Origin of the sequence: Synechococcales cyanobacterium CNB (assembly GCA_030263455.1) — a bacterium.
GTDB lineage: Bacteria > Planctomycetota > Phycisphaerae > Phycisphaerales > UBA1924 > CAADGN01.
The window spans coordinates 484930-501634 of the sequence record SZOZ01000002.1 but is presented as its reverse complement, the minus strand read 5'-3'; the positions used below and the strand labels follow the sequence as shown (position 1 = coordinate 501634).

General features: G+C 66.9%; 7 protein-coding genes. All 7 read right to left on the bottom strand.

The features are described 5' to 3' along the window. Positions 1–110: 110 nt before the first annotated feature. Positions 111–2534, bottom strand: coding sequence for a hypothetical protein (locus tag FBT69_03695; GenBank protein MDL1903902.1), 2424 nt, complete (start codon positions 2532–2534; stop codon positions 111–113). A gap of 175 nt (positions 2535–2709) precedes the next feature. Continuing rightward, positions 2710–3537 carry a hypothetical protein gene (locus tag FBT69_03690; protein MDL1903901.1) on the bottom strand — a complete coding sequence of 276 codons (828 nt, stop codon included), beginning with the start codon at positions 3535–3537 and terminating at the stop codon, positions 2710–2712. A gap of 32 nt (positions 3538–3569) precedes the next feature. Then, a complete protein-coding gene (locus FBT69_03685; protein ID MDL1903900.1) occupies positions 3570–6374 on the bottom strand; it encodes a hypothetical protein in 2805 nt (934 codons plus the stop codon). Positions 6375–6533: 159 nt separating this feature from the next. Beyond that, entirely contained in the window at positions 6534–8714 is a 2181-nt protein-coding gene (locus FBT69_03680; GenBank protein ID MDL1903899.1) for a hypothetical protein, read from the bottom strand. Between the two features lie 129 nt (positions 8715–8843). Continuing rightward, complete coding sequence (locus tag FBT69_03675) at positions 8844–11924, bottom strand: hypothetical protein (protein ID MDL1903898.1); 3081 nt, start codon at positions 11922–11924, stop codon at positions 8844–8846. A 464-nt stretch (positions 11925–12388) separates the two neighbouring features. Further along, on the bottom strand, positions 12389–13684 hold the full coding sequence (locus tag FBT69_03670) for a hypothetical protein (protein ID MDL1903897.1): 1296 nt from the start codon (positions 13682–13684) through the stop codon (positions 12389–12391). A 121-nt stretch (positions 13685–13805) separates the two neighbouring features. Next, positions 13806–16574, bottom strand: a complete 2769-nt coding sequence (locus FBT69_03665; protein ID MDL1903896.1) for a hypothetical protein — start codon at positions 16572–16574, stop codon at positions 13806–13808. Positions 16575–16705 lie beyond the last annotated feature (131 nt).

Here is a 16705-nt window from a genome sequence, read left to right as displayed (position 1 = left end):
CGCACGCCGGCGCCCCTGGGCAAGGGTCGCCGGCGTGCGGGCGGAACACACTCGGGCGTGACGACTGCCTCGGAGCGCGTGGCGCTCCGCACAATCGCCGAGGCTCGTGGTTACGGGTGCACCTCGGCGGTCTCGATCGGCTCCGGCATCGCGGCATGGTGGTAGATGCCCATCTCGCGCGGCTGGCCGAAGAGTTCCGGGTGGATGTACCGGCCGCGGACCTCGGCGGGCTTGTCGATCTCGACGGGCGCGCCGTAGGCACGGACGTACGCGTCGTTGCGGATCGCCTCGACGCGCCATGAGACCTCAAGCCCCGGTTGGCCGCCGGCGATCAGGAAGCGGTTGTTCTCGACCTTGAGCGCGATGAACACCGGCGCCCAGCCGCCGATGGTGGTCAGTTGGTACCGGAAGTCGCGGTTGATGGCCTCGAAGTAGTCGGGCAGATCGACCCACGCCTGGCCCGCCTCGTCGAGTACCGTGTTCCCGGAGTAGAAGTTGATGGGCTCGGGCGCCTCGGTGCTGTAGTGACGCAGGTACTTGTTGGCCGGGTCGAGCGGGTGGTCGATCTCGAAGGCCTTGGTCCCGCTCGCGCCCGTGTCGCCGACGGCGTACACGGCAACGGCAGGGGAGGTGGCTTGTCCCACAACACCGCGAGCGTTCACGTTGCTGCTGCTTGCCAGCCCGTAGACACCTCTGCCGCTCGTGCTGTTGGCCTCGCCATAGACGCCGAAGCTCGTACCGGTGCTGGATGTCGCGAAGCCTCGCACGCCGCGACCGGAGGTGCTTGCGGTCTGGCCGAGCACGCCGACTGTGGTTCCCGAGGCGGCCAGCACCTCACCAGCCACGCCGATCAGCCCACCTCTGCCATGCACGCCCGTGCCGAGTGCACTGCTGTGCGCCTCGCCGCGAACCCCGTAGGTCACACCACTCTCTGCGGTTGCCTCCCCGAAGACGCCGCGTCCGCTCGTGCTCAGGCTGTGGCCATAGACACCATAGTTCATGCCTGTCGAGTTGACGGCCCAACCGAAGACGCCGCGTCCCGTCGAACTGTCGGTTCGGCCCCGCACGCCGTAGGCGTTTCCCGAGAGTTGGGCGGCATACCCCTCCACACCGCTCCCATCGGGGCTCTGGCACGAGCCGAACACACCGGACGCGGCGCCGCTCGTGGCGCTCGACAGGCCACGCACCCCGTTCCCGGAACTGCTGTGGGACATGCCGTAGACACCGTACGCGTCCCCGCTCTGCGCGAGCGCCACGCCGAACACTCCGCGCCCCGAGGAGCCCCAGCTGTGACCCATCACGCCTATTCCGCCTCCGGTCGGTGCCGATGAGTATCCCCACACTCCCCGGCCGGAGGTGCTTCGTGTCTCCGCGTACACGCCGTAGTTGGTGCCGCTTGTGGCGGTGGCCAGGCCGTACACGCCGTACCCCGTCGTGCTGTCGCTGCGTCCGTAGAGACCTGCGTTGGCCCCACTCTTCGCCGTTGCGAACCCGAGCACGCCGCGTCCGGTCGTTGAGGCCGACTCGCCCCACACCCCGTAGGCGAAGCCGCTCGGCGACGTCGCCACCCCGAACACGCCGCGACCGGCCGTGCTGTCGCTGCGTCCAAACACGCCCGCTGCCTCCCCGGTCTTGGCCGTCGCGAACCCGAGCACGCCACGCCCGCGCGGCGACCTCGACTCACCCCACACGCCGTAGGCGAAGTCGTTGGTCGTCCGCGTATTGACACCAAAGATGGTGTGCTGGCCCGCGCTGACGACGTGCAGCGGGTAGAGCGGGTTCGTGGTGCCGACGCCCACGTTGCCGCAGAGGTAGTAGATGTTGTTGCCGCTGATGGTCCAGTCGCACGCGCGCCCGCCGCCGCCTTCGTCGCCGTCACCGCCCGCGCCGAACGAGCCGCTGCCGACGCGATCGAACGCGGCCCCACCGCGCACGCCGGGCGCTCCGTCACCCGCCAGTCTCCGGCCCGACGAGATCGGCGTCGAAGTTCGCGCCGGAACGTCGGTCGGCGCGCGCACGCCGTCCGGCCCGTCCTCCAGCGCAGCCCCGTCGTCGCTCAACGCCGCGCCATCGCCCCCGTCACGCGGCACGAACGACACCGACGCAAAGTCCAGGCGCTGACGGCCGTCGAGCGTCTCGTACTCGCCCAGCCCCGAGGGCCAGCGCACCGCAAGGTCCAGCCATGCGAACCCACGCCCCCGCTCCAACAGGGTCGGCTCCAGTTCCACCCGGAACCACCCATTCTCCACCAACACACCCGCGTACTCGGTCGGCCCGTCCAGCACCGCGCCGCCCATCGGACGGTCCCATGCTGTGATTACAAGGTCCACCTCGCCATCCACCGGCGTTCCGAGATAGACCAGCACGCCCTCGTACACCAGCACGCCCGCGCCGGCGACTTGTTCGGGCTGCTCCGCGTGCGCAGTGATGGCCTCGAACCTCTCGTTCGTCTGTGCCTGTGCCAAGCAGGGACAAGACCCGATCGCAACCGTCAACGTCGCGGCAAGCATGACAGAACGATCATTCCGGTGCATGGCGCTCCTCCTGGCTGTGGTCGCGCTGCCCGGCGCGCCCACCCCCAAGCGACATTCATCGCACCGGAATGACAAGAAACGCTCGCGATTCGCACGGATCGGAACGAACAAAGCCCGCACTCGGCAGGCCTTGGTCATCGTCACGTCGCCACGGTACGGAGCGAGTTCAGACCGTTCAGTCGCACCCGGCGACGAAGGCGTTCAGGTATGCCAGCACGTCCAGCGAGTTGACGGTGGTGTCGCCGTTGAAGTCCGCGGCGGGATCGCCGGCGGTGTAGGCGTTGAGGAACGCCAGGAAGTCCAAGGTGTTGACGATGGTGTCGCCGTTGAAGTCCGCCTTGCAGTCGGGCGGGGGCACGGGGCCGGTCGCGACGATCATCGCCGTGCCGTCGAGCGTCGTCTGCACACCCTCCACTTCGCCTTCGACCGCGAAGACCATCGTGCTGGTCAGCATCACCTGATCGCCGACCACCCAGACGACCCCGGTGAACTCGGTTTCCATCGTGCCGAAGTCGGCGAGTTCGAACTCGCCGGACCCGATCAGCGGCCCGATGATCGGCCCGCTGCCGACGTACGCGCCGTGGCCGGTCAGGAGCGTCTCGACCGCAGGGAACGTGAACTCGCCCGCGTCGTCCACGCCGACCGGCCCGGTGGGCGTGCCTGGGGTTGCGTATGACGACGCCACGTTCGTCAGCGTGATCTTGAGCGAACCGATGAACGGCCCCCAGCTGAAGTCGTACACCATCGTGTTCGTCAGGGCGAGGTGAAAGTCGTGCAGCAGGATTGCGGTCGGTGTGCCGTAGTGGTCGAGTTCCACGCTCACGCCGCCGGCGATCGGCGACGACTCGGTATCGCACCGTTGTCCGATGCCGGGGGGCGAGATGCAGATGCGAGCGGTGATCGACGACTGGACTTGGTCCACGGTCAGGTCCGCGATCTGGCCGGAAGCGGCGGACGCCGCGACGAAGGCGCACAGCAGCGCTGCGGCTTTTCCCGTACTCATAGCGTGGCTCCTCCGTGTGGGGCGTCGCGGGTTCAGTCGCGGCACGCCGTCCACAGGTTCAGGAAGATCAGGAAATCCAGCGTATCGACTTTCGTGTCGCCGTTGAGGTCCGCCGAGGGATCGCCCGCGGCGTACCGGTTCAGATAGACGAGGAAGTCGAGCGAGTCGGTCGTTCCGTCCTGGTTCAGGTCGGCATCGCAGAAGCACGATTCGGGGATGATCGAGGCGACCCAGGTGCGCCAGGAGTTGTTGACCGAGTACTCGTGGTGCGACCAGAAGGTGCGCCCGTCCGCGGGATCGACCTGCACCGCCGAGTAGTCGCCCCATCGACTCGTCGTGTATGGGGCGTTCGAGTCCGCCTGGCGCACGGGCGGTCGCATCGTGCCGAGCGGGTCGCAGGGCAGGCGGTAGACCGTCTCCATGGAGATGTACTCGGTCGGCGAGGAGCGAGCGTAGCACACCGCCGCTGCTCCCTCGTCCGACACCGTGATGGACGAGAAGTACGTCCGAACGGTCGGCCCGAGGTCCACGTTCCCGGATTGCACCAGCGTGGGGTTGTTGCCCGAGGTCGGCCACCCGTTCATCGAGATCTCGTACCACCGCGCCAGCACGCGGCTGCTGTTGATGTGGTGCGTGGCCCAGAGCGAGCCGTTGCGGTAGGCCACCGACCAGAACCGCGCGTCGAACGCGGTGGGGCGCACGCCGGTGCCCTGCTGGGGCGGGTTCTCCGGCGGGCCGTAGGTCGGCACCGTGAGCGAGAAGTCCGACACGACCGGCGTGGTCAGCAGGTTGCGGATCGCGATCAGCCGCACCGAGGTGTTGCTGTTCTGCTCCCGGTGCTCGATCAGGTAGAGCGCGGGCGGGTTGTCGAAACTCACCGGGGGAAGGCCCGCGGACTGGGTGCTCGTCGTCAGCGTGAAGGACTTGGTGATGGTCGGAGGGTTGCCCGCGAGCATCGACGCCTTGTCGAAGATGTACACGGGGTAGTTCGCGCCCATCCCGAACCCGTCGCCGGTCACGATCACCGCGTCGCTCGTGACGCCGATGTTGGGCGAGTCGAACAGGTTGCCCGCGAGGCCCGTGGTGTCCAGCCGGTACTTGTACCACGTCCCGTTTGGGTTGCTGTCGTCCGAGACGGCGATCAGCACGTACGAGCGGTTGCCCGGCGCGTACGCCTCCGCCGCCATGGCGAAGAACCGCCCCGACAACTCGTCATAGAGCACCTCGGGGTCGAACACGAAGCCCGTCGCGCCGACCGATCCCCAGAAACCGAACGAGTCTTCGATCTCGTCCTGGAAGGTCTTGGTGCCGTCCTTCAGGAAGAAGGCGATGGCGCCGTTCGTCATCACGACGACGTGGTTCGGTCCGACGGCCATGTGCGGGTCCGGGGGTGTCCAGCCCGTGTTCGTGATCGCGGTGAATCCCACGCCGCGCGGCGTGAAGACGAACTCACGCTCGGCGTGCTCGATGTCGCGCGGATCGAACGTCGGCGGCTCGTGCGGCCCCGGCCCCTGCGCGAGGACGATCCGCCCGTCCTCGTCGCGCGGCGGCAGCGCGGGCTTCATCGCGGGCGTCACGCCGCGCTCGCCTGCTGGCTCCGGGAGCGAAGAGGCCAGCATTGTCACGTGGGCCGCGGACGAATCGCCCAGCCCGCCATCGCCCGACCACGCGCACAGCAGCGTGCCATCGGGCGCAAACGCGAGGCGCGATGTGGCGGCGGCGACGCGCATCGCCTGCGGTCCTTCGCACCGCTCGGTCACTCGGAACTCGTCCGACAGGGCGTCCAGCGATGCCGAGTACAGCCGTCCGAACACGCCGGGCACGGCGTCCGCCAGCCCGTTGTAGGCCACCGCGATCGTGCCGTCTGGCGATACGGCCACGGCCGCGGCGGTCTGCGGTCCCGGCGATGCGCCGCTCACGACGACCGGCTCACCATCGGTCGGCACGCCGCGAGCGTCCAGCAGGCGAGCCAGCACGCCGTAGTCGTCGCCGTCGCTCTCGGCGTCGAGCCACACGATCACGAAGCCCTCGGCCGTCGCTGCCAGCGAAGGCTCGATCTGCGAAGCCGCGGGTGTCCGGGTGATCGCGCTCGGCCCGGCGAGGGCGATTCCTTCCGGGTCGAAGGTTCGCACTCGCACGCCTGCGGGCAGCATCGGCGTACCCTCGAACGCCGTCCAGGCGATTGCGAACGAGCCGTCGTTGCGGGCCGCGACCGCGGGCGTCGTCTGTGCGCCCTCGTGGATCTCCGCGACGTTGAACTCCGGCCCGAGCGGCTCGCCGTTCGATCCCAGCAGCCGAGCCATCACGCGGCGGTTCTTGCCCGGCTCGACGCTCTCCCACGCGACGATCGCTGATCCGTCCGTCCGGGCGGCGACCACCGGTGCGGACTGGTCGCCGCGCCACGTCTCGTTGACGAGGATTTCTTCGCCGTCGTCGAGACCGCGCGCGAACCGGCGCGCGATGATCGAGCCCGCGTGCCCGTCCTGCCCGTGCGATTGCCAGACGATCCACGCTCCTCCGTCGCGGGTCGCCGCAGCGTCAGGCGCGAACTGGTGCGAGCGCGTCCAGAGGTTGATCTGCGTTTCTTCGCCGATCGCCACGCCCGCGGCGTCGAACCGCTGCCCGTACACGCCGTACGACCCAGCCTGCTGGCGACGGCTCGTCCACACCACCAGCGATCCGCCGCCGTCCATCACGGCCAGCGCGGCGTCCGCCTGGGCGCTCGACGTGAAGGTACTTGCGCGCCAGTCGGCCCTCGCGAGCGGCGCGTTTCCGGTCGCGGGCACGGGGCCGGCGAGCGCAGCGCACGTGGAAACGAGCAGAGCAGCGTGCATCATGGTTTGACTCCTCCCCCTTTGTCGGGGTGGCATGCGACCGCCGTCGGCCGACCGGCAGGCCGACACCAACCTATGGCCAAGCGTTGCCCGATGCAACGACTTTCGCTCGAACTCGACCGCGCGTGCGGCAAATGACAGGGAGACCCCTGCCTGCGCGGGCTATGGGCATCCGGCGGCGTAGGCGTTCAGGAAAGCGAGGAAGTCGAGCGTCGAGACCATCCCGTCGTCGTTCAGGTCAGCCCTCGGGTTCTGCAACGACCACTCGGCCAGGAAGCCGATGAAGTCGATGCTGTTGACGACGCCGTCCCGGGTCCAGTCCGCGACGCAGTCGTCGTGCCTCCAGCGCGATGCCGGGATGGGCTGGCGCGGCATCCCCGGACCCTCGGCCCGCACGATCAGCCCGGCGCTCCCCGAGTTCTCGAAGAACTCGACGCGGAGCCGGTGCAGCCCCGCTTCCAGCGCGGCCGGGGCGGAACGCTCCTGCATCCCGTGCTGACCGTCGTTGTTCACGAGCAGTGCATCGCCGAGGTAGAGCATGGACCCGTCGTCGGACTCGACGGACAGGACGAACAGGCCGGTCTCCGGCGCCTTGAAGAACCCCTCGAACACCGCGCCGACGAAGTTCGACCGTCCGCTCGTGGCGAACTGCCCGCCCGTGGCGGGATAGTTCACGTTCGGCACCACGTCGTGCTTGTAGGGCGTCAAGGCCGAGTAGTCCGGCATCGAACTGCTCGGGGGGATCACGTAGTAGGCGACAGCCGAACCCGGCGCGGTCACGCTCGGCGAGTCCGCGGGCCGAGGCTCGATCACGCTGACCCGTACCGCTCCCAGACCGTACCCGGCCCCCTCACGGAAGATGAAATACTCGAAGCGGTCCGCGCCGGTGAAACCCTGCGGCGGCAGGTAGATCACCTCATCGCGTCCGCCCTCGCCGGTGCCGAACGAGATCGAGACGGTCCCGCCGGCGTCAGAGATGCCCTGAACGGTCGAGAGCACGATCCCGTCGCAGTTCAGCGGGATGTCGTTGCGCAGCACGTCGATCCGTGTCGGCGTGTCCTTCATCGCTGTCACGTCGTCGTCCACCCCGACGATGCGGTTCGTCAGGTTGCACGGGGCCTGGAACTGCAGGTAGAACAGGATGCGGTCGATCACGAGCGGCCCGAACCGCAGCACGATGTTCGTCATGCCGCCGGGGCAGCCGTGGCAGTACGACATGATCGTTCCGCCCCATGCCTGGGAACAGTCGCCGTTGCCGCAGTTGTCGATCGGCGGGTCGTAGCCGTCGTGCGTGTGGAGCGTGCCGAAGTTGTGGCCCAGTTCGTGCGCGACGACGAACGGGTCCCAGTTGCCGCTGTGGTGATCCTGGAGGGGGTACGGGAACCAACCGCCCAGGCCGGAGACCGCGTAGCCCCAGTCCTTCGAGCACATGACGCTGAGGTACGCCACCCCACCGCCGTAGTTGCCGGAGAACAGGTGCGCCAGGTCGCGCTGTACGTTTCCCTTCGTGGCGCGCCAGTGGCTGAGCAGTTCGCCGAGCCTGTCGCTCCCGCCGTAGGGGTCGTTGTCCTGCGTGAAGACGCGCAGGTACGGCACGACGAGCCGGACGTTGAGTTCGTAGGTGTAAATCTCGCTGACCGCAGCCATAAGCGTCAGCGCGTACGCCGCCGAGGCGTCGGCGTTGCCGGCGAACAGCCACGACGTGTACTCGAAGTCCGAGTCGATCGCCACGCGCACGATGCGGCAGGGGCCGTTGCGCACGCCGCCGTCGCCGCCGTTCGCGTTCGCCATCGCCAGCCCGAGCGGGTCGTGCTTCGCCGCGTCGACGTGGCACATCCAGTCCGGCTGCAACTCCTCCGGCAGGTCCGCCACGTCGTAGACGAGGTGCGGGCCTTGGACGCCCGCGGGCGGCGGGACAAGGGCGAAGCGCCGACCGTCCGTCTCGATCAGGCCGTGACTCCCCCAGGGGGACAGGCTGAGGAACACCCGCGACGCCGCGTCGCCTTCGACCGAGCCGCGAAGCGTGACGACCTCGGGCCGCGGCATCGGCGTCTCGCCCTGGGCCGTGACGACGACGATTTCCGCGTCCGGCGCCAGCACGTCGAACGCTTCGAGGCGAAGGTCGGCCGAGCCGCCTGGGAGCGGGAAGCCCGTCAGCGCCACCGTGCCGGCGCGGAATCGTTCGAGATCGCCGGTGTCGATCGACACGGCGACGAACGGCTCAAACCCCGCGCCAGCCTCGCCGCGCAGCGGAGCGACGGGCGAGACGCGTGTCTCCTGCGCGCCCAGCACGGACGCGAACGAGGCGAGAACGGCAAGAACGGTCAGGCAGGGTCGGCGCACGACGCTTCTCCATGGTGTGGTGGCGACGGGGGAGGGGTCGAAAGAGCGGCCCCTGGCTTCCCGGGGGACGCTCGTGGTTGCCGGTCGCGGGCGGAGGGCGCGCGGGTGGTCGCGCCCGCCCGGGGGTTCTCAGTCGCAGCCCGCCGTGTACGCGTTCAGGAACGCGAGCACGTCGAGGGTGTTGATGACGGTGTCGCCGTTGAAGTCCGCGCTCGGGTCGTTGGCGGTGTAGGCGTTGAGGAAGGCGAGGACGTCAAGGGTGTTGACGACGGTGTCGCCATTGAAGTCGGCAGGGCAGGACTCGTCCTCGCAGTCGAAGCCGAAGAGTTCGAAGTCATCGACAAGCGCCTCCACGAGCGAGTCGGGGGCGAGATCCTCCGCGATGAACCGGAGCCGGATCGTCCCGTTCGGCGTCGCCAGCCCGCGCGACGAGACCATCTGCTGGTACCACCCGCCGTCCGCGATCGGGCCGCCCGGCCCGATGATCTCGGCGCTGGCCCAGGAGGAGCCGTCGCTGGACATCTGGACCGTGAACACGTCCTGGTTCGGGTTGTTCCCGCGGGAGTTCGTGTACCACCGCCAGTATTTCGCCATCGCGTAGGGGTAGCCGGCGATGTTGAAGCTGGGGCTTTGCAGCGTGGTTCGGCCGCCGTCCACGTCGCGCGAGTTGGCGTTCGCGCCCGCCTGGCCATCCGTCACCCAGCAGGCGACCCCGCCGGGCGTGTGGTCCTCGCCGGGCTGCACCACGAACCCGTTGTTCACGGTCTGCTGCGGGGCCATGCGGTTCCAGAGGCCTGCGGTCGCCGTGTCGCCCGGCGCGCCGCTGGTCCAGCCGGTATCGAACTCGAAGAAGTCGTTCAAGAGAGCCACGACGGGGCCGACCGTCGCCTGCTGCGGCGCGTACCCGCCCAGTTCCGGCTCGGACACCAAGCCGGACTCGACGCTCTCCGCGGTGGCGTAGAACTCCGCGATCATGCCGCAGGGGAAGCCGGGGAGCGTCGCGCGGTAGGTGTCGCCCCCCTGGTGCACGAGCGGAACGCTCGTGAATGAACCGATCGCGCCCGCGCGGTAGTGCAGCGTGGGGCTGCCGACGATCAGGGTGTCGGTTCCCGGCGCGACGAGCACGTCGAGATCGAAGGGCGTGAGCGGGGTGAGCGAGGCCGGCGCGTTCAGGAACGCCACCTGGAGCGGGAGTTCCTGCGCGACCTGGCCGGTTACGACGAGCGCGTACCCCTGCTTGCCCTGCTGAACGCCCGCGCCGATCACGCGAGCCGTCCACACGCCGACCTGCGGTGAGTTCAGGTGGACCTGCTCGACGTTGTTGCGGTCGTCCTTGTTGCCGCCCGGGACGCTGACGCCCCCGCTGAACACGTTGCCCTTGTAGGTCGTGCCGCCTGGGGAGACGACCTCGAGGTCAAGGTCGTTCACCGCGGCGAAGGACGCGCCCGCGTTCGCGGCCGGGTCCGTCCAGACCACGGTCACGCGCAGCTGCTCGGCCGCGCCGGTCACGTTGAACTGCACCTGCTCATTCTGGCCTGTGCTCAGCCCCACGGCGTTGCGCACGTCGCGCACCAGCATGGTCCGCGCGTCGCCGGGGAAGTAGAGCGCCACGTCCGCCAGCAGGCGTCCCCAGCCTTCCTGGTTGCTGGGATAGCCCGCGACGCCCGTCATGTCCACCGCGCCGTTGATCAGGGTCGCCTTCACCAGCGCGCCGCTGGGCGTGAAGGCGTCCGAGGGCTTCGGCGCGCCGGTCGGGTAGTACCCGTCCACGTAGTACTGGCGCACCAGCGATCCCATGCCTGCGATCGCGGGGCTGGCCATCGATGTTCCCGTCGCCGACGTCGTGCCGCACGACGTGGTGTAGTTGCTCGAGTTCGTGCTGCACCCCGGCGCGTAGATTTCCGGCTTGCGGCGACCGTCGCTCGTCGGGCCGGTCCCGCCGGAGCAGTGCTGGCCCTGGTTCGGCGTGTCGCGCGACGCGCCGACGGCAAGCAGGTTCTTCGCGTTCTCGGGGTTCTTGAGCGTGCTGGTGTTCGTCACCGCCAGGTAGACCTGGCTGTCCTCGTAGGTGTGCTGGAACCGGTCGAACCCGCGGCACATCCCGTCGTAGGCGGTGGTGCCGTCGTTGCCCCAGCTGTTCGTGTGGTCGCGCCCGGTCTGGTTGTGGTGCGTTTCAAGACGAGCGAACACCGCGGATTCCGAGAAGGAAGGGATCGTGTTGTAGACGATCTTGGCCAAGTAGGCCATGCCGCGGTTGTCGTTGTTGCTGCCGGCGTCGCCCGCGGCCGTGCCAGCCACGTGCGTCCCGTGGAACTGCGAACCGAGTGTCGTGTTGTAGGCGAGGATCTTGCGGTGGTTCGGGCCGATCGGGTTCACGGTGTCCTGGAACGAGCAGTGGTTCACGTTGATCTTGTCGTCGAGGATCCCGATGACCTGCCCGACGCCCGACAGCCCGTTGTTGTACAGCTTCAGGTCGTTGGTGATGTTGGTCTGGAGGATCCAACGCGTCGTGTTGTTGCGCAGCGTGGTCTCGGGGAAGTCCTCGACGAACTGGACGCCGGCGACCTTCACGATCGCGCCGGCCGCCAGTGTCGGCGCCTCCACGTGCAGCGAGGCGTGCGTTCCGATCCAGTCCACCGCGGCCACCTTCACGCCAGGAATGGCGGCCACCGCCTGCACCGTCGCGTGCAACTCAGCGTCGATGAACAACTCGACGAGGAACTGCGACATCCCCTGTTCAGCCAGTGCCTGGCGCTCCAGCGTCGAGAATGCGCGCTTGCCGATCTCCGGCGCGAGTTTCCAGGCGTCGTCGAACGGCGACCACCAGCGCACGAAGCCGAGCGTGCCCAACGCGACAGGGTCCGCGCCCTCCAGGCGGACGATCCAAGCGTTCATCGGCAGGTAGTCGCCCAGCCACACCCCCGCGCCTTGCAGCGCATCGCGCCGCGCCGGCGTCATCGGGCCGTCCAGCTGGATTACCCACCGGCCCGGCTGGCCCGCGAGAGCGGCCACGCCCGGTCGCCCCGCTGTCGTGTCGATCGTCCCGGTCCGTAGGTAGAGCGCGGTCGGGCTGATGGGCGCCAGCCCAGCCAGCGCGGCGTCAAACGCCACGTCATCCGCCGCCGACCACGCCTGTCCCGCGCTCACCGCCAGTGCCACGCACAGCCACGCCGCCGACAGGCGACCCGATCCCGATTTCCTGCTGCCCATGTCTGTTCAACCTCCAGAACGCCCCGTGCCGCTGGCGGGGGCGGATGTTTGACTCCCAATTCGGCCCGACCCGCGTCGGGCTGGACGCTGTGCCCGAGCCGCCGCCCGTGCTCGCGCGTCCCGCGGCGTTCCACGCCGCACCGTCCGTCATGTCCCCGGTTCTCGGCCCCTCCTCGAACTGCTTGCACGCCGGCATGAACGCCCGCACGACGCGCGGCCGCGAATGTCCATACGAGCCTCGGGTGCGTCCGGACGAGCCGAATTCTCGCGCCCGACTGCCCTTGGTAGCAGAAACAGGCAGCCCCGATCAATCCGAAACCGCCAACTGAGACCAGATAAAGAACAACCCCGCGGTTGCCCGCGGGGTGTTCGAATGCTGTCAGGGTCGGCGAGCGACGATCAATCGCAGCCGGCCGTGTAGGCGTTGAGGAAGGCGAGCACGTCGAGCGCGACGCATTTCGCGGTCAGTCGCACCCCGCATTGTAGTAGTTGAGAAACGTCGCAAAATCTTGTGAACTCACGACTCCATCGTAGTTAATATCAGCTTTAATATTCTGCGACGTATAATCGCTGTAGAAATCGGAATAGTCCTGAGAATCGACGACGAAGTCCTCGTTATAGTCGGCGTAGCAAGGAACCAAGACAACTCCCACGCCCACCGGTTCATTCGGTGGTCCCCATGCGCCCCATGCTGCTATTAGTCCGGAACCGTTGATGTCGAATGCCGTCAGGATAACCAAGTTCTCGCTTGGATCCACCAAGTCGCTCAGGGAGCGCAGCCCATGACCGCGCCAAGGATCATATATCCCGAGGGATGATTCCATGTCAAACCCGTCAAATCCGACTGCTTGTCCTCTGTTGTTGACAGCGTACAGCAGCGATGCACCGTTCGTCGGATGGCCGCTCAGCACTCCGATGTTGATCAAAGCGTCTGTAGTTGAACTCCATACAAAGCCACGCCTGAATCCTGTCCCTTCAGGATCTTGTGAGCAGTAACCGGCAACAAACCCTTCATCACAGGTGCCGAACGCCCGCGACAGGAAGTCGAAATCCTCGACCATCGGAATCAGCGTGACGTCGTAGCCAAACAGCGTGGCTTTCGCCCAGTACGCTACTCCATCGCTCGGAAGCAGTCGCAGAGAATCCAACAGTCTGACCGTTCCAACAACATTCTCAGACGAATCACAATCAAACGCCCAGCTCTCTGAGTCCGGATGGAAGCCAAACTCATTGTGTAGGTTCAGAAAAGTGGTTTCACTCCACCACAACGCTCGGACTAATTCCGAGCGACTTTCTTCAGAGAACACACCGTAACCAACGATCGCCCCCCACGAGTTTACTCCTCTTGCGGTGGATCGGAGGAGATTGCGGCCAGTGCTCAGATCCTCTATGGTGTCGTCTACAATGCGAATGGCCTGAGTGACACCCAGTTCGATATCGGATTCCCCCGCGATCACGCCTTCGTCATTGATGCTGTACGCAGCCGAATTTGACCCACCGAGAATCCCCAGGTTCACCAAGGGACCGTTAGGGAACTCCCACCGCACGGCGCGTGTGCCATAATCGGTGCCGCCTCCATAATAGAAGGAACTGCCGACAGCATTCCCGGATTCATCGATACCGTATGCAACAGAGATGGGAGAGTTCTCATTGAGGAATCCGATGAAGTGCGGTCGGTAGGTCTGGGCAGAGGCCGTGTTGAGCCACAACCCGAAGAAGATGACTCCAAGAGCCGTCGCGACGTTTGTGATTGGCTTCATCGAACAACCCTCCTGTTCGAGCCTGCTTCCATCACGCTTGGCAGATTGACAGAATACCACCACCTCAAGGAGGTGGGCTTATCCGCGTGTGTTTGTGGTCTGCCTGGGTTGTGCGCTTAAATCACGGACATCCAGAGGTATACGCGTTGAGGAAACAGATGACGTCGAGCGAGTTGACGACAGTGTCGCCATTGCAGTCGGCGGCGGGGTCACTGGCACTGTAGAAGTTGAGGAAGCAGATAACGTCAAGCGAGTTGACGACAGTGTCGCCATTGCAGTCGGCGTAGCAATCGGAGGCGCATCCACCGAATGCGACACGGAAATCGTCCACGCAGGCCTCCACGATGGACCCGGAACCGTAGTCAGAGGCGACAAAGCGGAGCCTGACAGCGGCTGTCGGGCTGACGTAGTCGGCGACTCTGAACTGCTTGAAGTACCAGCCACCTTCGACCTGCGTGCCGGTCGGTCCGACCACCTCGACGTTGGACCAGCTCACACCACCGTCGTTGGAGATGTCGACCACAAAGATGTCAGCGTAGGGAGATGCGCCCGCGTGATTCGAGTACCAGCGCCAGTAGCTGATGGAGGGGTCTTCGCCTGAGGTCAGGTCGAGCACCGGCGTGAGGAGCGTGGTCTTCCCGTTGTCAACGTCGAACTCGCCGATCGATGAGCCGGCGCGCCCGTCGGTGACGTAACAGTTCTCGCCGAAGAACGCGGCGCCGGGCTGCGCGATGTTGCCGCCTGACGATGTCTGCTGCGGTTTCATGCGATTCCAGATGCCGGTGGTTGCATCATCGTCGGGCGCACCGACAAGCCAGCCGCGGTTTGTGTCCATGGTGTCCGCGAACAAGAGCGCGCCTGTGAAGTGTGTGGTTCCCGGCGCATCGGAGGGGTGCGTGTAGAAGCCGCTGTCGGTGCCCTGGACCTGGAGGAAGTAGTTGACGAGGGAGTCGCAGTCCACGCCTGGAATGGTTGCTGTGTAGCTGTCGCCGCCGAGGTGCGTAAGAAGAGAGCTCTGATAACTCCCGCCGTCAACCGAGTAGTAGATGCGCGCCGTGCTAGGGACCGGTTCCGTGAGTCCGGGCGCGATGTTCACGTTGAAGGTGGTTGCCTGGCCGTGGGGGAGTGCATCGAACTCGGAAGGACGGCCGTTTGGGTAGGTGAAGACGATCGGTGGCAGAGCGGGGCATGAGATGCTGTGCGCTGCGAAGGCGGCGCAGATGAGCGAGAAGTTGGGGGTTCCGTTGGAGATGTCGCCGTCGTTGTCGTCCACCGTGAGCCACTCGATGGCGGTGGCGGGGTGTGCGGAGTTGTTGCCGATACCGCCGATGGTGATGAGCGACCAGTCCACGTGCAGTTGCTGGACCATGGCGAGGCCAGGCGCGGAGCCGTAGGTCGCGCCGAAGTTCTCGCGGATGCGCCACGCGACGCCGCCGATGATCTGCCCGCAGTGGTGCACGCCGCCCGAGCACGGGTACTGCACGTTCGCGAGCACCGGATAGCGGACGTACCCGCCGCTGGTGGTGAAGTTGCGGCCGATGATCGGGTCGTCGTACTGCAGGAGCGAGCAGGTGTCGGCGTAGCCCTCGCCGAACGCGCCCTGGGAGAGTCCGAGCCGGGCCACGATGTAGTGTCCGTACTCGTGCGCCACGACGGAGGAGTACGCGGTGTTGTTGCACCCGCCGGCGGCCCGGTAGAAGTTGATGGACGAGCCGTCGAAGTACGCGTTGCAGCTCGAGTTGATGTTCACGTTCGCGGGGCACTTGAAGTCCATGCCCGTCCAGGTGGTGCGGTAGCGGATGTAGTCGTGCGTCTTGGCGGTGTGGATCGCGGCGTTCACCTGCGCCGTCGTGAACTGCGACGGGCTGGTGTTGTACTGGAGCGTCCCGGGAACCCCGGGCGTGAACGTCCCGCTGATCGACAGCACGCCCGTGCCCGACTGGTCGTTGACATCGACCCACAGGCCGTTGTCCAGGTTGCTGGTGACGGTCACGGGGTTCACGCCGCCGTGCGTGATGACGAAGTCGCCGTTGTCCTGCGAGTACGAGTTGTTCCCGCCCTGCACCACGACGCGCATGTCGGGCATCGGCATCATCACCGGGGGGTTGGAGCCGATGTCCGGGTTCGTGCCGGGAGAGCCCATCGCCTCCAGCTTCCCGATCACGTCGATGTTCAGCACCTCGTTGCGGACGTGCAGCAGCGCGCCGGAGTTCGCATCGACAAAGAACGTGTAGCGCTCGCGGGTCTCCAGGTTCGGCTCCTCGCCCACGAACTTCCACGCCAAGACCGGGTCACGCCGCGTGTCGTCCCCCTGGAAGATCACCATCTCCGCGTCGGTCCACACCGGCAGGTGCTCGAAGTTGATCATGTCGCGCACCGAGCCGACCGCCTGGTTGGCCTGCACGAAGGGCAGACCGAACCCGCCCTCAGGGCGCTTGGCGAACTTGCCCGCCACGTAAACCACACGATCCTGCTCGCCGGCGAACCCGTTGAGCACCATCAGGCGACCGATCCCGTACTCGACCGGCAGGCCGTCGATGTGCTGCTGGTACCCGAAGACGGTGAACTTGCCCATCCCCGTCTCGGCCACCCAGAGCTGCTCGAGATCCAGGTCGCCCGCGCCGAAGGCCGTGCCGTGGTCCGCCCACCACTTGGCGGCGGCCTCGTCGGGCGTGTCCGCGGCGGTCATGGGCTTGCCGTAGATCAGATTCACCCGGTCCTCGGCGACCCAGGCCTGCACGCCCGGGAACTGACGGGTCAGGTCGAGAAAGCCGGGAGGTGTCGTCGGAAGGGTCTCGATCCCCCCCATCGTGCCGTTGGACATGGCCGACACTGTGCCCGCAAGGCCGACCAGCGCGGCGATCGCGATCCGTCGAATCGAGTTGGACATCTGGGTTCCTCCGCCCGCTCTCAGGCGCAAAGCGCGAAAACGCCCGCCCCGACGCTCGGGACAAGGCAACCGACGGGGAGGCCCGCTCCAACAGCCCGACAGCGGACACGGAGTCCCCCTCTGACCACGCG